Annotated in this window: 15 protein-coding genes; 4 read left to right on the top strand and 11 right to left on the bottom strand. The window is 37.4% G+C overall.

Features of this window, described 5'->3' with window-relative positions:
* Positions 1 to 129: 129 nt before the first annotated feature.
* Together ACM03V_RS18115 and ACM03V_RS18110 are read right to left on the bottom strand one after the other, a co-directional pair.
* On the bottom strand, positions 130 to 1,353 hold the full coding sequence (locus ACM03V_RS18115) for a murein transglycosylase A (protein ID WP_414622197.1): 1,224 nt from the start codon (positions 1,351 to 1,353) through the stop codon (positions 130 to 132).
* Positions 1,354 to 1,496: 143 nt separating this feature from the next.
* Positions 1,497 to 2,207, bottom strand: coding sequence for a molybdopterin-dependent oxidoreductase (locus ACM03V_RS18110; protein ID WP_414622196.1), 711 nt, complete (start codon positions 2,205 to 2,207; stop codon positions 1,497 to 1,499).
* A gap of 141 nt (positions 2,208 to 2,348) precedes the next feature.
* Here ACM03V_RS18110 and ACM03V_RS18105 point away from each other — a divergent pair, with 141 nt between their 5' ends.
* Together ACM03V_RS18105 and ACM03V_RS18100 are read left to right on the top strand one after the other, a co-directional pair.
* On the top strand, positions 2,349 to 2,858 hold the full coding sequence (locus ACM03V_RS18105) for an MAPEG family protein (RefSeq protein WP_414622195.1): 510 nt from the start codon (positions 2,349 to 2,351) through the stop codon (positions 2,856 to 2,858).
* Positions 2,859 to 3,181: 323 nt separating this feature from the next.
* Complete coding sequence (locus ACM03V_RS18100) at positions 3,182 to 4,609, top strand: FAD-dependent oxidoreductase (protein WP_414622194.1); 1,428 nt, start codon at positions 3,182 to 3,184, stop codon at positions 4,607 to 4,609.
* Positions 4,610 to 4,710: 101 nt separating this feature from the next.
* Here ACM03V_RS18100 and ACM03V_RS18095 read toward each other — a convergent pair whose 3' ends face one another.
* A complete protein-coding gene (locus ACM03V_RS18095) occupies positions 4,711 to 5,550 on the bottom strand; it encodes a dienelactone hydrolase family protein (protein WP_414622193.1) in 840 nt (279 codons plus the stop codon).
* A gap of 236 nt (positions 5,551 to 5,786) precedes the next feature.
* Positions 5,787 to 6,290 (bottom strand): DinB family protein, encoded by a 504-nt coding sequence (locus ACM03V_RS18090; protein ID WP_414622192.1) that lies wholly within the window; start codon positions 6,288 to 6,290, stop codon positions 5,787 to 5,789.
* Positions 6,291 to 6,454: 164 nt separating this feature from the next.
* Between ACM03V_RS18090 and ACM03V_RS18085 the strand changes: the two genes are divergently transcribed.
* Positions 6,455 to 7,174, top strand: coding sequence for a hypothetical protein (locus ACM03V_RS18085; RefSeq protein WP_414622191.1), 720 nt, complete (start codon positions 6,455 to 6,457; stop codon positions 7,172 to 7,174).
* 712 nt (positions 7,175 to 7,886) lie between these two features.
* Here ACM03V_RS18085 and ACM03V_RS18080 read toward each other — a convergent pair.
* The 3 genes from ACM03V_RS18080 to ACM03V_RS18070 all read right to left on the bottom strand — a co-directional run bounded on the left by ACM03V_RS18080 (position 7,887) and on the right by ACM03V_RS18070 (position 11,134).
* Positions 7,887 to 9,122 (bottom strand): DUF445 domain-containing protein, encoded by a 1,236-nt coding sequence (locus ACM03V_RS18080; RefSeq protein WP_414622190.1) that lies wholly within the window; start codon positions 9,120 to 9,122, stop codon positions 7,887 to 7,889.
* 269 nt (positions 9,123 to 9,391) lie between these two features.
* Complete coding sequence (gene ubiE, locus ACM03V_RS18075) at positions 9,392 to 10,081, bottom strand: bifunctional demethylmenaquinone methyltransferase/2-methoxy-6-polyprenyl-1,4-benzoquinol methylase UbiE (RefSeq protein ID WP_414622189.1); 690 nt, start codon at positions 10,079 to 10,081, stop codon at positions 9,392 to 9,394.
* A 111-nt stretch (positions 10,082 to 10,192) separates the two neighbouring features.
* Positions 10,193 to 11,134 (bottom strand): response regulator, encoded by a 942-nt coding sequence (locus ACM03V_RS18070; protein WP_414622188.1) that lies wholly within the window; start codon positions 11,132 to 11,134, stop codon positions 10,193 to 10,195.
* Positions 11,135 to 11,589: 455 nt separating this feature from the next.
* Between ACM03V_RS18070 and ACM03V_RS18065 the strand changes: the two genes are divergently transcribed.
* Complete coding sequence (locus tag ACM03V_RS18065) at positions 11,590 to 12,678, top strand: RuBisCO accumulation factor 1 (RefSeq protein ID WP_414622187.1); 1,089 nt, start codon at positions 11,590 to 11,592, stop codon at positions 12,676 to 12,678.
* Between the two features lie 318 nt (positions 12,679 to 12,996).
* Here ACM03V_RS18065 and ACM03V_RS18060 read toward each other — a convergent pair whose 3' ends face one another.
* The 4 genes from ACM03V_RS18060 to ACM03V_RS18045 form a co-directional block, all read right to left on the bottom strand.
* Positions 12,997 to 14,031, bottom strand: a complete 1,035-nt coding sequence (locus ACM03V_RS18060) for an ATP-binding protein (RefSeq protein ID WP_414622186.1) — start codon at positions 14,029 to 14,031, stop codon at positions 12,997 to 12,999.
* A gap of 3 nt (positions 14,032 to 14,034) precedes the next feature.
* Complete coding sequence (locus tag ACM03V_RS18055; protein ID WP_414622185.1) at positions 14,035 to 15,189, bottom strand: FIST signal transduction protein; 1,155 nt, start codon at positions 15,187 to 15,189, stop codon at positions 14,035 to 14,037.
* Positions 15,190 to 15,352: 163 nt separating this feature from the next.
* Entirely contained in the window at positions 15,353 to 17,974 is a 2,622-nt protein-coding gene (locus tag ACM03V_RS18050) for an ABC transporter substrate-binding protein (protein WP_414622184.1), read from the bottom strand.
* A gap of 278 nt (positions 17,975 to 18,252) precedes the next feature.
* Entirely contained in the window at positions 18,253 to 19,344 is a 1,092-nt protein-coding gene (locus ACM03V_RS18045; RefSeq protein WP_414622183.1) for a DUF1822 family protein, read from the bottom strand.
* Positions 19,345 to 19,358 lie beyond the last annotated feature (14 nt).

Genomic DNA, 19,358 nt, shown 5'->3' with positions numbered 1-19,358 from the left:
CCGTTCTGGAAAAGAAGAAGTAAAAATACAACTTTGGGAAACGTAGAGAATATACTTAGGCAAACGGTGTATGAAATGGTAATAACTCTTTTAACCCCTGGTAGCGATACTGGGGGATTTTTATACACATTAATCCTTCAGTAATAAATAATACAACTCACCCTTGTTGACAATAGCACCAGCGCGATCGCCTGCTTGTTTGCCGACACCGATATAGTAATCAACTCTACCGGGAGATTTGATTGCACCTCCTGTATCTTGATCGAGTACGTACCGGCTCACAAGACGCTGTTCGATTTTGTCTCCATCGATAAATGGAAAAGGAGCGCGAATTATGGCTAATGCACCAGGAGGCATCAAGGATTTATCTGTAGCAATGGATCTTTCTGGAGTGACTGGCACATTAAGGCTGCCGATTGCGGGAGCATTTTTAGTATCTTTAAAAAAGATAAAACGGGGGTTTCTAGGTAAGTATTGATTTTGGCTTTGGGGATTTTGCTCTAAGTAATTAATAACTTTTTCTAAGGAAATTCCCTCTTGTTCCAATTTCCCATCTTTGATTAATTCTTTACCTAGACTGACATATTCGTGGTCGGTATTTGCTGCATAGTTAATTGAAGTAGTAGTTCCATCTGAAAATTCCAAGACGGCAGAACCTTGCACTTGAGCTATAAAAGCATCTATACGGGATTTCAGCCAAAATAATTCTAACCCTTTAAGTTTGCCTTTGTCTGCTTGTAAAGCGTCTGCACCTTCCAATTCTAAACGGGTGGGATGGGGTTTACTCCAAGTATTAAAATCGTCGGGTAAACGATAAACAGGATAGCGATATTCTGCCGTTGGTTTGCGACTCGCTTGGTAAATTGGTTTGTAATAACCAGTAAATAAAATAGTACCTCGATCGTCGGAACCGATAGATTTATAAAATACAAATTCTTTGTTAACAGCGTCTTGTAATTCTTGGGCATTTTGAGAATTAACAACTAATTCACGAAATCTTTTCAGGCTTTTTTCAACTCTTTCTCGCGTGATATCGGCAACAATATATTTTTGATAAACTGCTTGAGCTTGTGGTGTTTGCAGATAGCTTAAACTATAGTCAATTGCTTTGAGTAAATTCTCTTTATCTCCAGCTTCACCCCAAATTTGATTGTCGAGAAAATATGTATCATCTTGTGGTGATGTTTGTGATAACAGAAGTGGCTGAGTTTCAGCTGTTTGAGATTGTGCGGATAGTATCTGGTTTTCTTGGCTGACTTGTTGCTGAGAATTACAAGCAAATAAAGGTAAGCAGCACAGATAAGTTGTCAGAATTAATATTAACTTATTAGAATGCTGATGTTTATATTGCATTATTTTTTGATTAGGGAATAGGGAATAGTAAATTCTAACTCAAAGTAATTGGGAGCATCCCAATGTAGGCAAAAAGCCCGCAGGCTGTAAGCCTGGGGCTTCGTTTGTGTAGCCGCACCCATAAGCGGGTGTCGGGAAAATTATCACAATCCCGCAAACCATTCATAACCTTGGTCTTCCCAATAGCCTTGAAATCGTGATAAATTACTAGTTAAAGTCACTCTCGTCACCCATTTACTTTGCTTGTAACCAAGTTTAATCGGGGAAGCTAAACGTAAAGGGGCACCGTTATCAACTGGTAAAGGTTCGCCGTTTTTTTCGTAAGCTAATAAAGTTTGAGGATGCAAAGTTGAAGCGATATCCCAACTTGAATAGTAACCATCGGCAGATTGAAAATAAGCATATTTAACTGTTGGTTTGGGTTGGGCGATCGCCACAAGTTCCCGTAAGCGAATGCCACCCCACTGCACAATTGCCGCCCATCCTTCTACACATACATGACGAATAATTGTAGAAGTATATGATAAATTTTTGATATCATCCATGCTCAAACTAACGGGATTTTCTACCTCACCATCAATAATTAATCGAAATTTTTCTTGGTTGATAAGTGGTGTGGATCTATATGTATTTACTATCAAAGCATCCGGTTCAATTTCATTAAGAGAAAATTCCGGTACTGGCGTTTGAGGTTTTAATAATAAAGATTGAAAATTTTCATTTAGCGGTTCGGAAAGCGCACCTATTACACCTTCAAATACGGGAGTGCCGCAGCCACCTAAAAGTAAACTAATGCTTGATAATCCAGAAATTTGTAATAATTTGCGACGGGTTAAATGTAAGTTTGGTTTCATAGTGTTAGAGGTTAGTTGTATATTTTATTGTAAGGTGTGTGACGCTTATAATAAGTATATTTGAACCGACGGGCAAGGATGCCCATCCCACAAGATTTTTACAGTTTAGGATTGCACTCCATTTATATCAACAAATTTAATATGAACGAAAATCTAATTCCAATATCAACACTTTTTATCGGAATAAATGGTTTTATTGCCTTTGTACTTTCTTATATTGTGGCAATGGAACGCACAAAAACCAGGGTTTGGCATGGTGAGTCAAACATTGATGTAAAAGAGCAACCTGATTATTTAGAAAAACCGAATGCATGGGCTGCTTTTTTCGAGAATCTAACTCAAAAGCTGGTTGAAACTAAAGCTAAAGATGATGGTGTTTTACAACGTAAAGTCCGCGCTCATAGCAATTTTACAGAATATGTACCCTTAGCATTGCTGTTGATTATTACTTTGGAATTGATGAATGCAGCTTCTTTTTTAATCTGGCTTTTAGGAAGCTGTTTAACTATAGCTCGAATTGCTCACGCATGGGGTTTAATTAAAACATATGGCCCTTCTCCTGGTAGGGCTTTTGGTTTTTTCCTAACTTGGTTTGTATATTTAATTGGTTCAGGTGCCTGTATTTTTTATGGCGTGAAGGGGTTGATTTAACATACATATTGTACTATTCTACGGCACTGTGGGGAAATTTATTCCCTGTCTCATAGCAAAAGTTGTATAAATTTCACATCTTGCACCAATTTTAGAAACCCGGTTTCTTGCTCGTCTCATAACGAATTAATAATGCTTTCACGAATAGAAACCGGGTTTCTTTGGGCTTGTTGAGAATGGTGCAAGATGTCAGGTAAATAAGACTATAAAAAATCAAGAAATAAAAGTAAGATTTGTAGCTTCATTTTAGATTGCTGTGAAGCTAAGTAATTATCGTTAAAATAATATTGCAAGATGTGAAATAGATTGAATTAATCGATTAAATGCACTTATCAACATCGCAATACAAAACTAAAAGTCATACTGCTGTAGTTATCGGTAGCAGCATGGCTGGACTTTTAAATGCAAGGGTTTTAGCAGATTATTTTACTCAAGTTATTGTAGTTGAACGTGATGCTTTACCGCAGCAACCGCAAACTCGTAAGGGTGTTCCCCAAGCAAATCACGTTCATGTACTGCTTACTCAAGGGTACAGAATTTTAAAACAATTATTTCCTGGGATAGATGCAGAATTAAGCAAAGCCGGAGCGCCGAAAGTAAATTGGGGTAAGGAATATGCTTTGTTTGCTTATTGGGGTTGGCATCCACGTATTGAATCGGATTTGATTACTCATACTAGCAGTCGTGCGTTTTTAGAATGCTTAGTACGCCGTCGTCTTTCAGATTTCAAAAATATTAAGTTTCGCGAAAAAACTCAAGTGCGAGGATTATTAACTAATAGTCAAAATTCTCAAGTCACGGGAGTCAAACTTTATGATTTAGATGAATATTTTGAAGAAGAATTAGTTGCAGATTTGGTTGTTGATGCTTCTGGGCGTAATTCTCAAATGCCTAATTGGTTGGAATCAATGGGTTATCAACCACCAGAGAAGACAGAGATTAATTCGTTTTTGGGATACAGTACCTGTTGGTTTGAATGCCCTGAAAATTTAGAAGTAGATTGGAAAGCGATGGCGATTTTTTATAAAGCTTCTCACAATAAACATGGAGGAGTAATAGTTCCTGTAGAAGGTAATCGTTGGGCTGTAACTTTGGCTGGTATTGCTAGAGATTATCCACCATCAGATAATGAAGGTTTTCTAGAATGTGCGCGTAATTTACGTGATTCGGCGATTTATGATGCGATTAAAGATGCTAAACCCATTTCCAAAGTACACAGTTATCGTCGTACAGAAAATTCCTGGCTGCATTATGAATTAGCGCGTTTACCGGAAGGTTTAGTAATAGTTGGAGATGCGGCTTGTGCTTTTAATCCAATATATGGGCAAGGAATGACAACTGCGGCTCTAGGGGCTTTAACTCTACAAAAGTGTTTGCCTTCATCATTTACTAATTCTCAATATATAGGTAAGGGATTTACCAAAAATTATCAAAAAGAGTTAGCTAAAGTGTTAAAAGCGCCGTGGTTAATGGCAACGAGCGATGATTTTCGCTGGGAAACGACTGAAGGTGGAAAGCCCGATAAAATAACTCAATTCATGCACAAATATATGGATGAAGTAATTATATTAGCGGTGCATAAACCCCAAGTGTATAAAGTTTTTGCGGAAGTCATGCACATGATAAAAAAGCCTACAGCATTGTTTGCTCCCGGTATTATTTTCGGAGTATTAAAACAGATGATTAAGAGGAAAACAAATAATAATTCTCAGCAAATTTTGACTAATTCTACTGAGCCTGTTTCTCTGTGATTATTTATATAGCAATCATAAATAATTTGTGAAAATACAGAAACCCGGTTTTTTCAAAAAACCGGGTTTTTAGATACTTAAAGATAATATTATTACACTACTTAAACTACACCATATTTTTTAAACCAATATTGCAACCACAACCAACCATTTTCCGCCGCTTCTTCGTTGTAGCTGGGGCGATAATCGGCGTGGAATCCGTGGGGTGCTTTGGGATAAACATTTATCTGAGTTGCTGTTTTGGTTTGTTTCAAGGCTTCTCGCATTTTTTCCACGTCGCTGACGGGAATATTCTTATCTTCTCCACCGTAAAGCCCAAGTACTGGTGCTTTAAGTAATGGTGCGATATCGATGGGATACTGTGGCTGTAAAGGATTGCTATCACCCGTCAATCTTCCATACCAAGCCACACCTGCTTTCAGTTGCGGGCTATGTGCTGCGTATAGCCAAACGATTCTGCCTCCCCAACAAAAGCCTGTAATACCGAGTTTTTCTGTATCGGCTTTACCAGAATTATCAGCCCAAACTACCGTTGCATCTAAATCCGAAAGTACCTGTGTATCGGGAACTTTAGAAACAACTTTGCTGATGATTTCTTGAATATTATCTAGTTTAGAAACATCGCCATAACGGGCAAATAATAGTGGGGCAATCGCCATATAACCCAACTTAGCAAAACGACGACAAACATCTTGAATATATTCATGCACGCCGAATATTTCTTGCACTACCAGCACTACTGGAAAGTTACCACCTAAGAGGGGCATAGCACGATAAGCAGGAATAACTCCATCAGCAACGGGAATTTTAACTTCACCAGCAATTAATCCAGAGGTTTCCGTTTTGATAACTTGAGCATAAATCGGCTGTACTGCCATTGCAAATCCTGCTGTCAAGCTGGCGATAAGTAATTCCCGTCTGCCAAAGTTGTTTTGTGTCACTTTATTGAGTAAGTATATGGTTATAAAAAAATTGTCTCATGCCAAGACAAAAAAACGCTAAATTTATTATTACTTACAAAAAGCCCCCCTTTTTTTGAAGGGGGGTTGGGGGGATCTCAATGTGTAGGATGCATAACTTCTATCTCAAAATAATCTTTTCTTAACATCGACATAATAATCAAAGATTCCCATTTATCTGAATTTTTAAACGAATATTATTCATAAAACAGTAACTTTCACTTATTCTGCGCTGCAATAAAGAAAGGTAAATCAATTTCTGGTGCCGGATAACCAAATTGAGTCAAAGCAGCGGAAACTTGCCCTCGATGATGAGTTCCATGATTAACTATGTGACTCAATATATAAGCAAGTTGTAAAGATTTTTCACTACCTTCTGTAGTTCGATATTCGATCAGATTTTCTAATTTATTTTCATCAATTTGCAGCACAAATTCGTTCCATTTAACTGATTGATTTTTAATTTCAGTTTCAAGCTGTTTTCTATCCGAAGATAATTCCTCATCTAACCCAGAAACAGTAAATGGTTGACTTATACAGCGCCCATACCAAATTTTATCAGCTAACAAACTATGATTGAGCGTACCGTGAATGCTTTTGAAAAATAAACCGCATTCACGACAATAATCAGCTTCAGATACAAATTCTAAATATTCGTAAAGACGCTGAAAAGCCCAAGAATGATATTGCGTTAACGTAGAAAGATGTTGTTTTATGTTCATGATTTAAGCTGGTTTTTAAGTATAAGATAAGTATAAGTTTACCAAATTTTCACATAATCGCCTTAAATATAAATTAATTGTAAAACTTGTTTAATTAAAATGAATGTGGTATCAGTAAAACTACTGGATTTACTACCATTATTTTAAAACGATATTAAGTCAATATGAATCGCCAATTAACATCATTGTTCGTTCTGCCTTTTTTACTTTCCACAGCAATCTCAGCTAAGGCTCAATCCCGATTGCTAGATAAAAATACTGCTTTGCAAACTGTTGCCGCACGAATATTAAATGACAGTCAATATGGCAACGTAAAAATGAATTGTCTTTCATTTGTCACGGTTGACTCGAACACTTCATTTTTTGATTTCATCGTACATGAAAAACATGGCGGTGGATGCCCTAGTGTAGGCAATTCCAAACTAATATTCGAGCGTTTCCGAATTAATCGCGATACTTCCAGAGTCGAACAATTCGATAAAGTTGCTAACCGTTGGATAGCTGAAAACAAAATTCAATTGAAAAAAACCAATGTACCGATATTTATTGGAGATTTAAAGAGAAATCCTTCAGCATTCAATACTTTTATGCAGGATAATATCGGTAAAACAGTTTATTTAGAAATAGTTTTTGGTAGTACAATTCCACAAGGTTATCGTTCCCCAGAAAGTGCGCCTTTCTTTGAAGTTAACGAACAACCAAGCAAGCGAAATTCAAAGTTTAACACTTACTTTATGCAGCAAGCCGGAAACGGTTATAACTGGGGTAAAGTGACTAATTATGATGAGAAAAATCGTAAGTTATCTGGCTTTTTTAAAGTTGGACAACCGAAGCAGATAAACGATAGATGGACTTCTTTTGATATTACGTTTATTCCGCAATAAGAGAAGAGAGTGAGGAGTTATAAGTTAGGAGTTAGGAGTTGTGAATAATATGTTTTCAGTCCATTAAAATTAACATCTTGCACCATTTGGAATTAGCTTTCAAAACCGCCTCGGAATAAATTCCAAGGCTCATATACAAAGTACGTTAAAACGCACTAAAAGACTTTTATAGTCCATTTTAATCGACTTTCGCTATTAGACGCTTAATTGCATTCCCCGGCGGATGGAGGTTTTTGATAATATTTATTAAAATAATTCCTCGGCGGATGAGGGTTTTTGTTAAATATGAAATCAAAGCATTAAAGGCAGATGGTGCGTTACGGCATCCGCTATTTGGTAATTAAAACCATTACATTTAGTAGCCGTAACACACTAGTACACCACGGCTTAAATAAGGCAACCATTAAAAATGGCTGAAAAGCTTAGAAAATCAAACTTCTTACTTCTTACTTCTTACTTCTTACTTCCGCCAAGCGGTACTAGGCTGTTGACTTTGTACCTTTTTAGAGGTTAAAAATTCATGCAAAAAACGTGTTCTTATTAAAGATAAATCCCTCTCCCCCAACCCCTCTCCCAAACTTGGGAGAGGGGTGCCCTTCAGGGCGGGGTGAGGGCGGGAGATGGTGTGGCATAAAAGCTGTATGAATTTTAAGCGCGGAAATCCTATCAAAGTCAACACCCTAGTAACACACCCTACAATTGACTAAAATTTCTACAGATTATTAAATAACAATAATACGGTTTGAAAGGAGCCGACAAAGAAACCTAAAACACCCCCTAAAGTCACAATAGCTTGTAATTCGCTTTTAACAATTCCTTCGATGGCATTTTCTAAGTCAGCGGGTGATGTTGATTTGATTCTATCGATGATTACTTGATCGATTGATAAAATTGGAATTGTTTGAGCAACTATATTTTCTAAATCTTTTTCTAAATAACGCTCTAATAGTAATGCTAATTCTTTGCTGACTACTTCTAAAGATGAATTCATTACTTGGGAATTACTTAAACGGTTTAATAGTAAACCCGCTATTTTCTCCCAATCTAATGATTTGCTGAAACCTTCTAATAATTCACCACCACGGGTTCTGATGTATTGACGCACGGTATCTCCCGTGGTTTTCCGGAGTTGCCGCACGGTACCTATTGGTAAGTTTTGTAAAGAGACATCTTGGACAATTTTACGAATGCGATCGCCAACTTGTAAATCTTGAGTTAATTCGCGAATGCGAGCGTTGGTTGTGTCTTTTTCGTCTAAGCAGTAGGTACGCAAACGAGTCAAGCTGTTGCGTAAGCCGAAGAGGTTGGCTACTACCCAGTATGTACCGCTAGTTCTTTCGCGAAAGCTTTCGTCGATGGTTTGAATTGTGCGGTCTGTGAGAAAATCAATTATGGCTAAACGAATAGTATCTGGTGGTAAAACGACTTGTAGCAACCAGTCAGCTAAACGAGAAGCTTGAACGTCGGTAAGTTGGAATTCTAATAGTATTTGGTCAAATATTTGGTCAATTTGCGCTTCTAAAAAATCTTCTCGTCGCGCTAAAGCTTTTAACAAGCGCGGTAATGATTCTCCGAGCAAATCTTTAAGAATTCCTGCCAGGATTTTAGTAGTTTTTTGCTCTTTATCATCTTTAATTTGTGCGATCGCCATTTGCAGCAACCACAGAATTCCTGCTTCTACTCGTTCTCTTTCTAACAAGCGTCGTGCCAGATTCTGTAATTCTTCTGGTGTTAGCAGCGACTGCATTATTGTCTTAGAAACGTTTTTGGCTAAACGCTCTTGATTGCGGGGTATTAATCCAGGAGTAAATGGAACCTTCTTTCCCCCTATATACCATGCTTGGTAGGGACGAAATAACATTTTGATCGCTAAATCATTAGTGAAATAGCCGATAATTCCACCTGCTAGGGGGGGAGTAATATATAACCAGAGATTAGAAAAATCCACGATAGAAGTTGGGAGTTTAAAGTTAGGAGTTAGGAGTTAGGAGTTAGGAGTTGGAAATTATGAGTTAGAAGTTAATCGAAAAAGAAATTTAGTTGAATCATTAGGGGATTTATCGCATGATTATTCAATTGCAATTTGATTTTTAGACTTTTATCAAATTAGGAATTTGTAAAAATAATTGATCTAAGAAAAAACTAATTAATTATATATTTAAGTTGAAAGTTAAAAATTCCCAGCTTTCACTACTAAAAAATCTTAACTCCTAACTCCTAACTCTTGGTTATTACCAGCACTCCCATCATACCGTTTGCGATAGGATAGTGTACGGCATTTGCAAAACCAACTTCGCGAGCTATTTTAATTTGTTCTTTACCTAAAGGGAAGCGCTCTAAGCTGGGATTAATGTAAGCGTATTCTTCTTTTAAACCCATTTGAGTGGCTGCGGGAACCACTAAATTATCTAAATACCATTGCTGAAAGCCGCGCATCAAAGCATTTTCGGGACGATGAAAGTCTAAGATTGCGGCTTTTGCTTGTGTCTTCAAAACTCGATGTAATTCTTTTAAGCAAAGAGGAATATCTGTAACGTTTCTTAATCCATAACCCATTGTGGCTGCATCAAATTGATTGTCATCGAAAGGTAATTCGAGTACATCAGCTTCGATCCAGGAAATGGGAGGAGTAGGATAATAATCTTTGCTGCGCTGTTTTGCAACTTCTAATAATTCTGAGGAAAAGTCTACAGCTTCTACTTTCCCACTTGTGCCAACTTTGCGAGCCATGCGGAAAGCCAAATCGCCGCTGCCACAACATAAATCCAGACAGGTATCTCCCGGATTTGCAGCGCTCCATTTAACCGTCATTTCCTTCCATATCCGGTGTTGTCCGAAACTCAACCAATCGTTTAATTGGTCGTAAACAGGGGCAATGCGGTTAAAAATGGAGCGAATTTCAGACATTTTCAGTTAACAATTATCAGTTATCAATTATCAATTATCGAGCATTTATTGTCGATTGTTCATTGTTCATTGATAATTGTATGGCGTTCCGCCACGCTTCGCTAACACTGACTAGTCATGAGCGCAATTAAGTATCAGTGCTAACAATTGGGCGGAAATGTGAATCAGCTTTAGTTCATCTTCTCGCAAAGTACAGGTTTGTTTCCACTGTAGCGATAGCACTGCGGTAACTTGATTTGCGTGAACGATGGGGACAATTAAATGCCCCACCGTATCTGTATCTGAATAGTGAGCGAGTTCTTTAAGTTTCTCGTCTTTAGTTACATTTACGCAAACTTTCATGTTGCTGGTTGCAATAGCTTCCTCGATTAAAGGATCTTTATCCAACCAGTTATCTAATATCCCGTCTTGGCTAAAAGTACCGCAAGCAGAAGTCAAACTGCCGTTTTCTACTAACTGAAGAATACAGCCATCAGTAGAAAAAGTTTCCCCATAGATTTCAGCAATAGGTGATAGACTTTCTTCCTTACTGGAAACAGTTTTTGTCACCTGTACGGATGAAGTCAATAACGCTATGTGCGAATTTGCACGATGCAATTCTTCGGTGCGCTGCTTGAGTAAATCGTAGGTTTCAGCGGCACGCTGCACAACTCCCTTGAGTTCTTCGGGGTCCCAAGGTTTGGTAATATATCTGTAAACTTGTCCGGCATTGATAGCGTCTACAAGGTCTTCAATATCGGTAAAACCAGTCAAAATGATTCTTACCGTATCGGGAAATTGAGGTAAAGTTTTGCTAAGAAATTCAGTTCCCTTCATTTCTGGCATTCTTTGATCGGAGATAATTACAGCAACTTCTCCTTCTTCTGCCAACACTTGTAAAGCACTACTACCGCTGTCTGCCTTCAAAACTTGAAAGTCACGACGAAAGGTTCGATACAACAAATCCAGATTATCTGGTTCGTCGTCTACTACTAGGATTTTTTGTTTTTTACGTTTTTCTGTAGTCATTAATTGATTGCGAATATTATCTAGATTTGGGATGAGATTATTCATTTATTTATTCTTTTACATCATATGTGCTTTTTTATATTGGATACAAATCTAACTCCCGAATGCAAGATTTCCTATAAATGTATTTATAACTGACCTTAAGACACTATCTTCTAATTAAATGGAGTTGCTTTTATCCGAGAAAATACGGTCTTTAAATCCGCATTCGATGTGGGATTATTCTTTGATAACCCATAATTTTAACTACCGGTTGAGTATTCACCCCAAGATTCGAGTTGATTTTTTTTACTTCTGAGGACTTACGCAACCGCAACGATAAAGTAGGTATTTCCAAGATTAAGATCCCCCCAACCCCCCGCTAATTTGGGGGGCTTTGCGTAAGTCCTACTTTTTTCTTAATTATGTTTAACAATTGTGTAACTATATGTTTTTTCTAGGGATACTTATTTGCTGTTAGGGCATAAAATGATTTTTATTACTGCGCGTTTTCCCCGGCTATGACAGATTCACCTTCTCTACCTCAAAATTCTGAAAATCAACCAAATCAGGAATTATCCCAAGAATTATTACGAAAACTAAGGCAAAAAGAAGGAACCTGGGTGGAATGGGGACAAGCTTGTGCTTATCTGCAAAAATCTGGTTACAATCCTCAAGATATTTTTGAAGCTACGGGTTTTGAACCAATTCAGCAAAATCAAATTATTGTTGGTTCTCAAGTTTACAATTCCCTAGAAAAAAGTGGTGCTTCGGAGGAGGTAAAAACCCATTACTCTCAGCGAGGAAGCGATTTACTGTACGAGTTTCGGATGCTTACCCAAGAAGAGCGTGCGGGTGCTGCCGAACTTGCGTTTAAGCATAAAGTGGATGCAGACGAAGTTAAAGAAGTAGCCAGAGCAATCAAAGATTATTCCCGCTTGCGTACTTTTCCTGAAGGGTTTTCCGCACATCCGGGAGATGCAGTTGCTTATCAAACTTGGAAACAAGCCCGACAAAAATCAGATTTACAATTGCGATCGCGCTTTATTGCCAAGGGTTTAAAGTTTGCTCATACGGATACGGCACGGCGAAAAATAGAACAGCTATTAACAGATTTTACAGTTGTACCCCAACGTCCAGCACCGCTGCTACCCTTTTACAGACTGGAATCTGATGCAGAAATGTCTCGCGTGGTTCCCGTGGTGGGTGAGTTACCGCTGACACCAGATGATTTGAAAGCGGTTCCTATGGTGGAAGAAGACGGGCCATTTAACATGGTGAAATTTGAAGGTGTTGGCGCTTGGGTACCATTACCAGGTTGGCAAGTAGTTTCAAATGCCGAAGATCCAGTAGTAATATTGTGTCAAAACCATAAATTCCCCAATGAAGAGCAAAACGTGCCCCAGCAAGTAATGGTAGCCGTCGATCGCGCTCAAAGAAAATGGGACGATGGCGGTTATTTCGTAGTGGATAATGCCGGAGAATTAGATTTTCAGTGGTTTGAAACCGAACCCGAAGTAGAAATATTAGGAAGATTAATTGTCATCGTCAAACCCAAAAGAATTTTGGATGAAGAATTTACCAAAGATTCCTGGCAGATTGATGAATAGATTAGGTAATGGGTAATTGGGCATGGAAGATGAGGGGGTAGAGAGTAGGGAATAGGGTGTTGACTTTGATAAAATTTCTGCGTCTAAAGTTCATACTACTTTCCCTCACCCCGCCCTGACGGGCACCCCTCTCCCAAGCTTGGGAGAGGGGAAGGGGGAGAGGGCAATATCTTGGGGGCAAACACGTTTTTTGTATGATTTTAATCCTCTAAAAAAGCACAAAGTCAACACCTTAGGTAGAGAGGGTAGAATTTTGGATTTTGGATTTTGGATTTTGGATTTGTAATTCTCTCCCCATCCCCCCATCCCCCCATCTCCTTACTTGCGAAACTTCTGCGGTAGCGAAATCAAAAACTCCGTACCAATTCCGGGGATTGAATGACATTCCAATTTACCTTGATGTTTGTCAACAATAATTTGATAGCTCGTTGATAATCCCAAACCCGTGCCTTTGCCAACGGGTTTAGTGGTAAAAAAGGGATTAAATATCTTTTGCTGAACTTCTGGAGGTATTCCCATTCCATTGTCAGCAATTCTAATTAAAATCGAGCTTCCTTTAGTTTCCGTGCTAATTTTGATTTGAGGATTTAATGATTTTTCTAAAGCATCAATAGCATTAATAATAATATTCATAAATACTTGATTCAATTGTCTAGCATAGCATTCCACCCAAGGAAGATTCCCGTATTCTGTGATTATTTGAATTTCTGAACTATTCGATTGTGCTTTAAATTTATTTTGTAAAATCATTAAAGTGCTATCTAAACCATCATTAATATCAACTTTTTTGATTTCTGATTCATCGAGATGGGAAAAGTTGCGTAAAGATAAAACAATTTTATTGATGCGTTCGGCACCAACTGTCATAGAATTTAAAAGTTTGGGAAAATCTTCTTTAATAAAATCAAGTTCCGAGGCTTCAATTTCTGCTTGTAATTCGGGAGTAGGATTTAAACAAGATTTTTGATAGCATTCTAATAGTTGAAATAAGTCTTCAACGTATTCTTCAACGTGAGTGAGATTACCATAAATGAAGCTAACGGGGTTGTTGATTTCATGAGCAACACCCGCAACCATTATACCTAAAGCAGACATTTTTTCTGATTCTACTAACTGCGCTTGCATTGCTTGTAAATTTTGCAAAGCTTGCTCTAATTCATGACTCCGCAGTTCTAAATTTTTTTTTGAGTGAGCCAATTCAAAAATTACTTTTTTAAGTAAAGATTCATTTTTATCATTACTTTCTTCCAAAGCAATTTGATTAGAATCAGAACGTTCTAATTTCTTTTGCAAAATCCGATTGGCTTTTTCTAATTCCTTAATTCTTTGTTTATATTCTTCTACCTCCGTCATTGTTTACTCTACTCCCAGAAGTAACGTCACGAAAGTTTGATTTTGCAACCTGCTGGGTGTACCAATTTCCAAAGGTGAAATCTCGCCATATGTATAAAAACCACAACATGGAAAATCTTGCTTTAAAATAGTTTTAGCCAATTGATATTCTTCCTTTGTCTTTGTACCTAGCAGTTGACGGCGAGCAACACAAGAAAAGAATAAAGCAGCTTGTGGTTGATTACCTGGATAGGTTTCCAAAGCTTTTGTAATTGAACTTTTAGCAGCAGCTAAAATATCTTCACGATTTGCTTGGGCTATTTGTACTGTAGATTTTTCGGGAATTCTGGCGAAACAATTGATAATTTTAGTTTTGCGATTATACACGTGTACTGCTGCCATGTAAACATTATTGGCTTGTGAATCTGATACTGCCAAAGGATATTCAGCCGAAGGTAGAAGCCCACTCAAGTAATCATCGTAAAAATCTAAAGCAGGTTTATTGTCTATTTCATATAGAATATTTTTCTCTATTTTAGTAACTACAGCTTTTCTACTAATAGGATGCCAACCATTTGCAAAACCATGAGAAAATAATAATTCACCTGAAAACAATAGAATTGGGACTGAATCGCTCAAAACTTCCGTGCTAAAAAATTGATAAGTTTGATTTATTCTCATTTGATCCCCAGCTAATCCACCTAAAATGGGAAAATTTTCACCTAAAGCTTGTTTTAAGCCATCTACAGTCGAAACTCCATCCATTGTGAGACTTTCCGGAGTTGCTAAACATAATTTATGAGACTTTAACTTGCTTTTTGCTTGTGCTTGTGTAACCGCTTGGAAAGTAGCTGCAACTGCATCTTTAGAAAGTCCCCTGCCGACACCCGCACGAATTTCCACTTCATCAGAACAAAATAGCATTAAAGTCAAAGAATCTTGCTCAAATTCTAATACCGAAGACACCTCAGCATCAGTTGTACAGCCAATTAATTCAATTTCGGGAAAAGCTCGATTGATTTCTTGCAATAGAAGCGAATGCTCGAAATCAATTGCAGCAAATAAGATTCCAGCAGTAGGAATTTCTCCGGCTAAACTAGTTTGACATTGTTCTAATACTTCTTCAATAGCTGAATCCGAATCTGGATCGTTACTGTGTCCAACTGCTACCTTAAACATATAAGCACCTCTGTATTTTTTTTAGGGATAAGATTATTATTCCCTTATTTCAAGACAGAGTTAAAGGTAGTGGAGTATTAACTCCTAAGAAACACATTCGGGAGGTGTTGGAATAGTAGTAAGTTTTGATTCAGTTATTTTAATAGATTAAACTATTCTACTGTTAGGGAACTTTAACAAATTTACAATCCTGGGATGTTGGATTGTCGCATTTTACTCGAACTAATACGCCGATTTGAGCATCGTTTTCGGAGGTGATGCGGCGATCGCCATTTTCATCAAATTCGACGTTTCCTGCTGCACCTTCTATAGAAAAATTCCATGCAGATAACTCCTTTTGAATTCCTTCGCGAGTTGGATCTCCGTCAATGGCTTTTAAACCTTCAACAATTGCCATAGTCGCATCATATGACATTGCGGTACGCCAGTTGACTTGAGCATTCCAAAGTTCTTGAGCATCGCTTTCAAATAAGCTCTGATTAGCTTCATTTTGAAACCAAGGAATTGGAATCATAAAATTTTGGACTTTCTCGCCCTTATTCTCTACTGCTTTGCTATACAAAGAATCTCCACCAAAGAGTGTCAGATTTGAAGCATTATTGCTATCTAAAATTCCCAAAGCTTTGTTCAAAGTTACACCTGTTTCAGGAACAAGCACTAATACACTTACTGTTTGATTAGCTGTTTTGACGCAATTTTCGAGATTGGCATTATTGTAAAGGTCGCACTCTTTAAGATTAATCAATTGACCATTTTCTATTGATTGCAGTTGATTTTTCAATTCTTCGCGATAAGTTTTACTGTACGAACCACTAGAATCATAGGCAATAGCTGCTTTTGTTTTACCTAGTGTTCTAACCATATAATTAACTAAATCTTTAATTGCAATCCCGTCATTTGTTGGTGTACGGAAAACATATTTATTCAAATTAATTCCATAGTCTCTATTAAGCGATTTTCTCACAGCAGTACTAGTGGGAGAAACCACAACCATTTGATTTTCTTGATAAACTTTTCCAGCTTCGATAGTTGCTCTGCTAGAATAATGACCAACCACAGCTAAGATATCTTTTTCGTCAACCAATGTTTTTGCTACTTGTGCAGATATAGAAGCCTTATCTTGATCGTCAACAATAATTACTTGTAACAGCCTACCTTTAATTCCACAGTTCAAATTAGTTGCATTTTGAGCTTGGGAAACTCCTCGCAATATTTCTTCATTGATTTGGTTTGTTGTATTACCAAAAATAGGAGCAATGACAGCGATTTTGAGAGGCTTTGGATTTTGAATAAAGCAAGCTCTTGGATTGGCTTTAGTTAACACTGGAAGCTTATCGCTTTCTGAGGGTTCCATCGCGACAGCATTATTAAGATATATCAGCGTTTCTGGATCGTTCTTATTTTGTTTAAGAGATTGGTTAAAATATATAATAGATTGTTCGTAATTATTTTGGTCAAAAGCATCTATACCTTTTTGTTTCCATTGATTGGAGTTATACCCAATTAGTATTTTTTCTCCCCAGCTAAAGTTATTACCTAAATCTTGTAGAGTTTCTGGGGGATTTTTAGTAGGAGTTGGACTTGGTTTAGTTGTAGTTGATATTGTCTGCGGTTGAGAATTATAAGGTAGTTCCATAGTGTTGATCATTTTATTACCAACAAAAATCAACGCAATACCAATTCCACATACAACGAATTTTTTTAACCTTTTCATCGAAGCATCAGCCCAAACCAAAGGACGTGCTGCGGGGTTTTGACAAATTACAGGAAGCCAAGTAGCACAGGGGAAATTATGTTCCATCCATTTGAGACGTTGACGTGCATTTCGCACCGCTAAATATAAAGGATGTCCTTGAGAAAAATCATCTAAAAAATATTTTAAAAATTGTCGCGCTACTTCATCGGGTACGGGTTCGCGCATCACAATCATTTGCGGAACTCCTAAACCCCTCAACTCATCGGCTAAACCCAAACCATCGCAGGAATTAAAAATTGCTAATTTTAAGCCATTATTAACCGCAGTAGTTAAAGCATATCTTAAGATATCTAGGGAAATACTCTCGCTGTCATTAATTTGAATTTGTCCAGTTGTACATTCTTCTCCAGAAGAACTATGTCCAGCAAAAAACAAAATATCCCAATGTTGATTCCACAAACTCTCACTTAATTGACTCCGTTGGGGTTGTTCTAACGAAGTAATTTTTGCTCCCCGACTTTTTAATGTGGTAATTAGTTCTCTATCTGAAGTTAAATCTAATCCTTCACTACCCCCGAAAATAGCCAGAATCTTGACCGGACGTTTCAAAGGTTCTGTAGGGGGCGCATACTCTGCGATTAAGGCAAATTCAGCTTGAGGACGGTTTTGAAATAATTGCCATAAATGCCAAGGCAGCTTTTTTAAATAAATATTATTAGTATCAATAATTACTCTTACTGATTCATTTGGCTGCGTCCTTTCTTCTATTCTTACCTGTAATTCTCGGAAGGGAAGTTGATCGAACCACTGACGCACATAGCCTTCAAGTCTCTTCCTAGCTTGTTTTTCATCCTCAATTACAGAATGATTAGTCACTTGAGCGGGAGGAATACCGATTTGTCTAATAGTTTCACCTAAATCGCCGTATTTATGTTTCCAATCTTTATATAAATGAGGAATATCGGGCGCAGGAGGAAGCTTAAACCTTTGTCTATAGTAAGTTGGCCCTTCTTCACCCATTCCGATGCTTACAGGAAAACCTTGCTCAAAACTGCCTTCGTCAATATTCAGTACAACAAATTTGCTCATGACGGTTAAGAAGTAATGGTTTTATTAAAATTTAGTCTAATTTATAACAGTAATTATACTGAAGAATAGATAATAAATGCTAATGTTCCAATTTCCGATCCAAATTACAGAAAACTGCATTATTTCTTGACAAATGTAGAGATGCGATATAGTATGCCGCCTTTTGGGGATACTTTATTAACGCATCTCTACAGATAGAAAATATAAATTAAGTTACTGTCAAAAATGAGATTTATTTTGGTAGAGAAAAATCGTTAACTACGTGCGGATGCAAATAACTAGATAACAAAACTCTCGGTAATATTAGCATCATTTAAAGCCACTCGAATATTAAAGCGATCGCCCAATTCAGCGGTAAACTTAAACTGAATATAGTTATCTTTATTTCTAGCTTGAACTGTGAAAAACGAGCTTCCGGCTGCATCTAATCCGCTAAGTTGCAAACAAGGGGGAAGATAATTAGCGCCATATCCTGGATATACTCTTGTTAAAATTGCCATGCTTCCATCGGGTTTAGGTAAAATTGCTACCATCAAAGCAATAGCGTTTTGACCAAATTGCATTCCTAAATCAATTGCTTTTCTTATGCCCCCAGCAGGATTTTCTGGGTTGATTTCCCACAGTAATTCAGCAGCTTTCCAGCGAATTTCTTCGTTAGGGGTATTTTTTAATAAATGAATTAAAGCTTTTTCGGAATCGGAATCAACTTTATCTATCTCATCTTGAGTATCATACAATTGTCCCACAGCATCTTTCATTTTATGAGCATTTGGATCTTCAGAAGGAATATCCGCGAACACGAAAAGAGGATTAATAGCTTTTTTTCCGATTACTGCTTCAACTTTTGTCCAACCTTCATCAATAATATTTTCTAACCATTGACTCAACTGCACTACGGTTTCGTTAGAATGTAAAGCTATAAATAAGTCATCCAAAGATTGCAATTCTTTAATATTTATTGTATTTCTGCTAACTTGCGGTAAAAAGCCTAATAATGTGCCTTGTTTACAAGATTCATCAAGCTGTACCACAACATAACCGATACGCTGATTCCAAACATCTTGGGGAAAGTAGCAATTATCGTCACCTTTTAATATTGAACGACATTCTAAATGTCCTTTTCCCGGTAAGTTTAAGTCAGCAATATTGGTACTTACTCTGGCAACAGCATTCCAACTATGACTTTGTTGTAATGAAGTTTGTACATCCAACATTTGTAAATAGTTGTTAGTTACCAATACCGCTAAAGTATTATGGTAAACTTGCAAAGATTTTTCCGAATTAGATTGTTGTTGAGCAAATTGCTTTGCTTTATTTCGGTTAGCTTCGGTGATGGGAACGGAAATAGTTAGCTGCTGTGTGGAATTCATGAGTAAATACCGTA

It is taken from the genome of Calothrix sp. CCY 0018, from assembly GCF_963920925.1.
Lineage (GTDB): Bacteria > Cyanobacteriota > Cyanobacteriia > Cyanobacteriales > Nostocaceae > Rivularia.
Note: the sequence above shows the minus strand (reverse complement) of the source record. Positions and strands in the feature narration are given on the sequence as shown.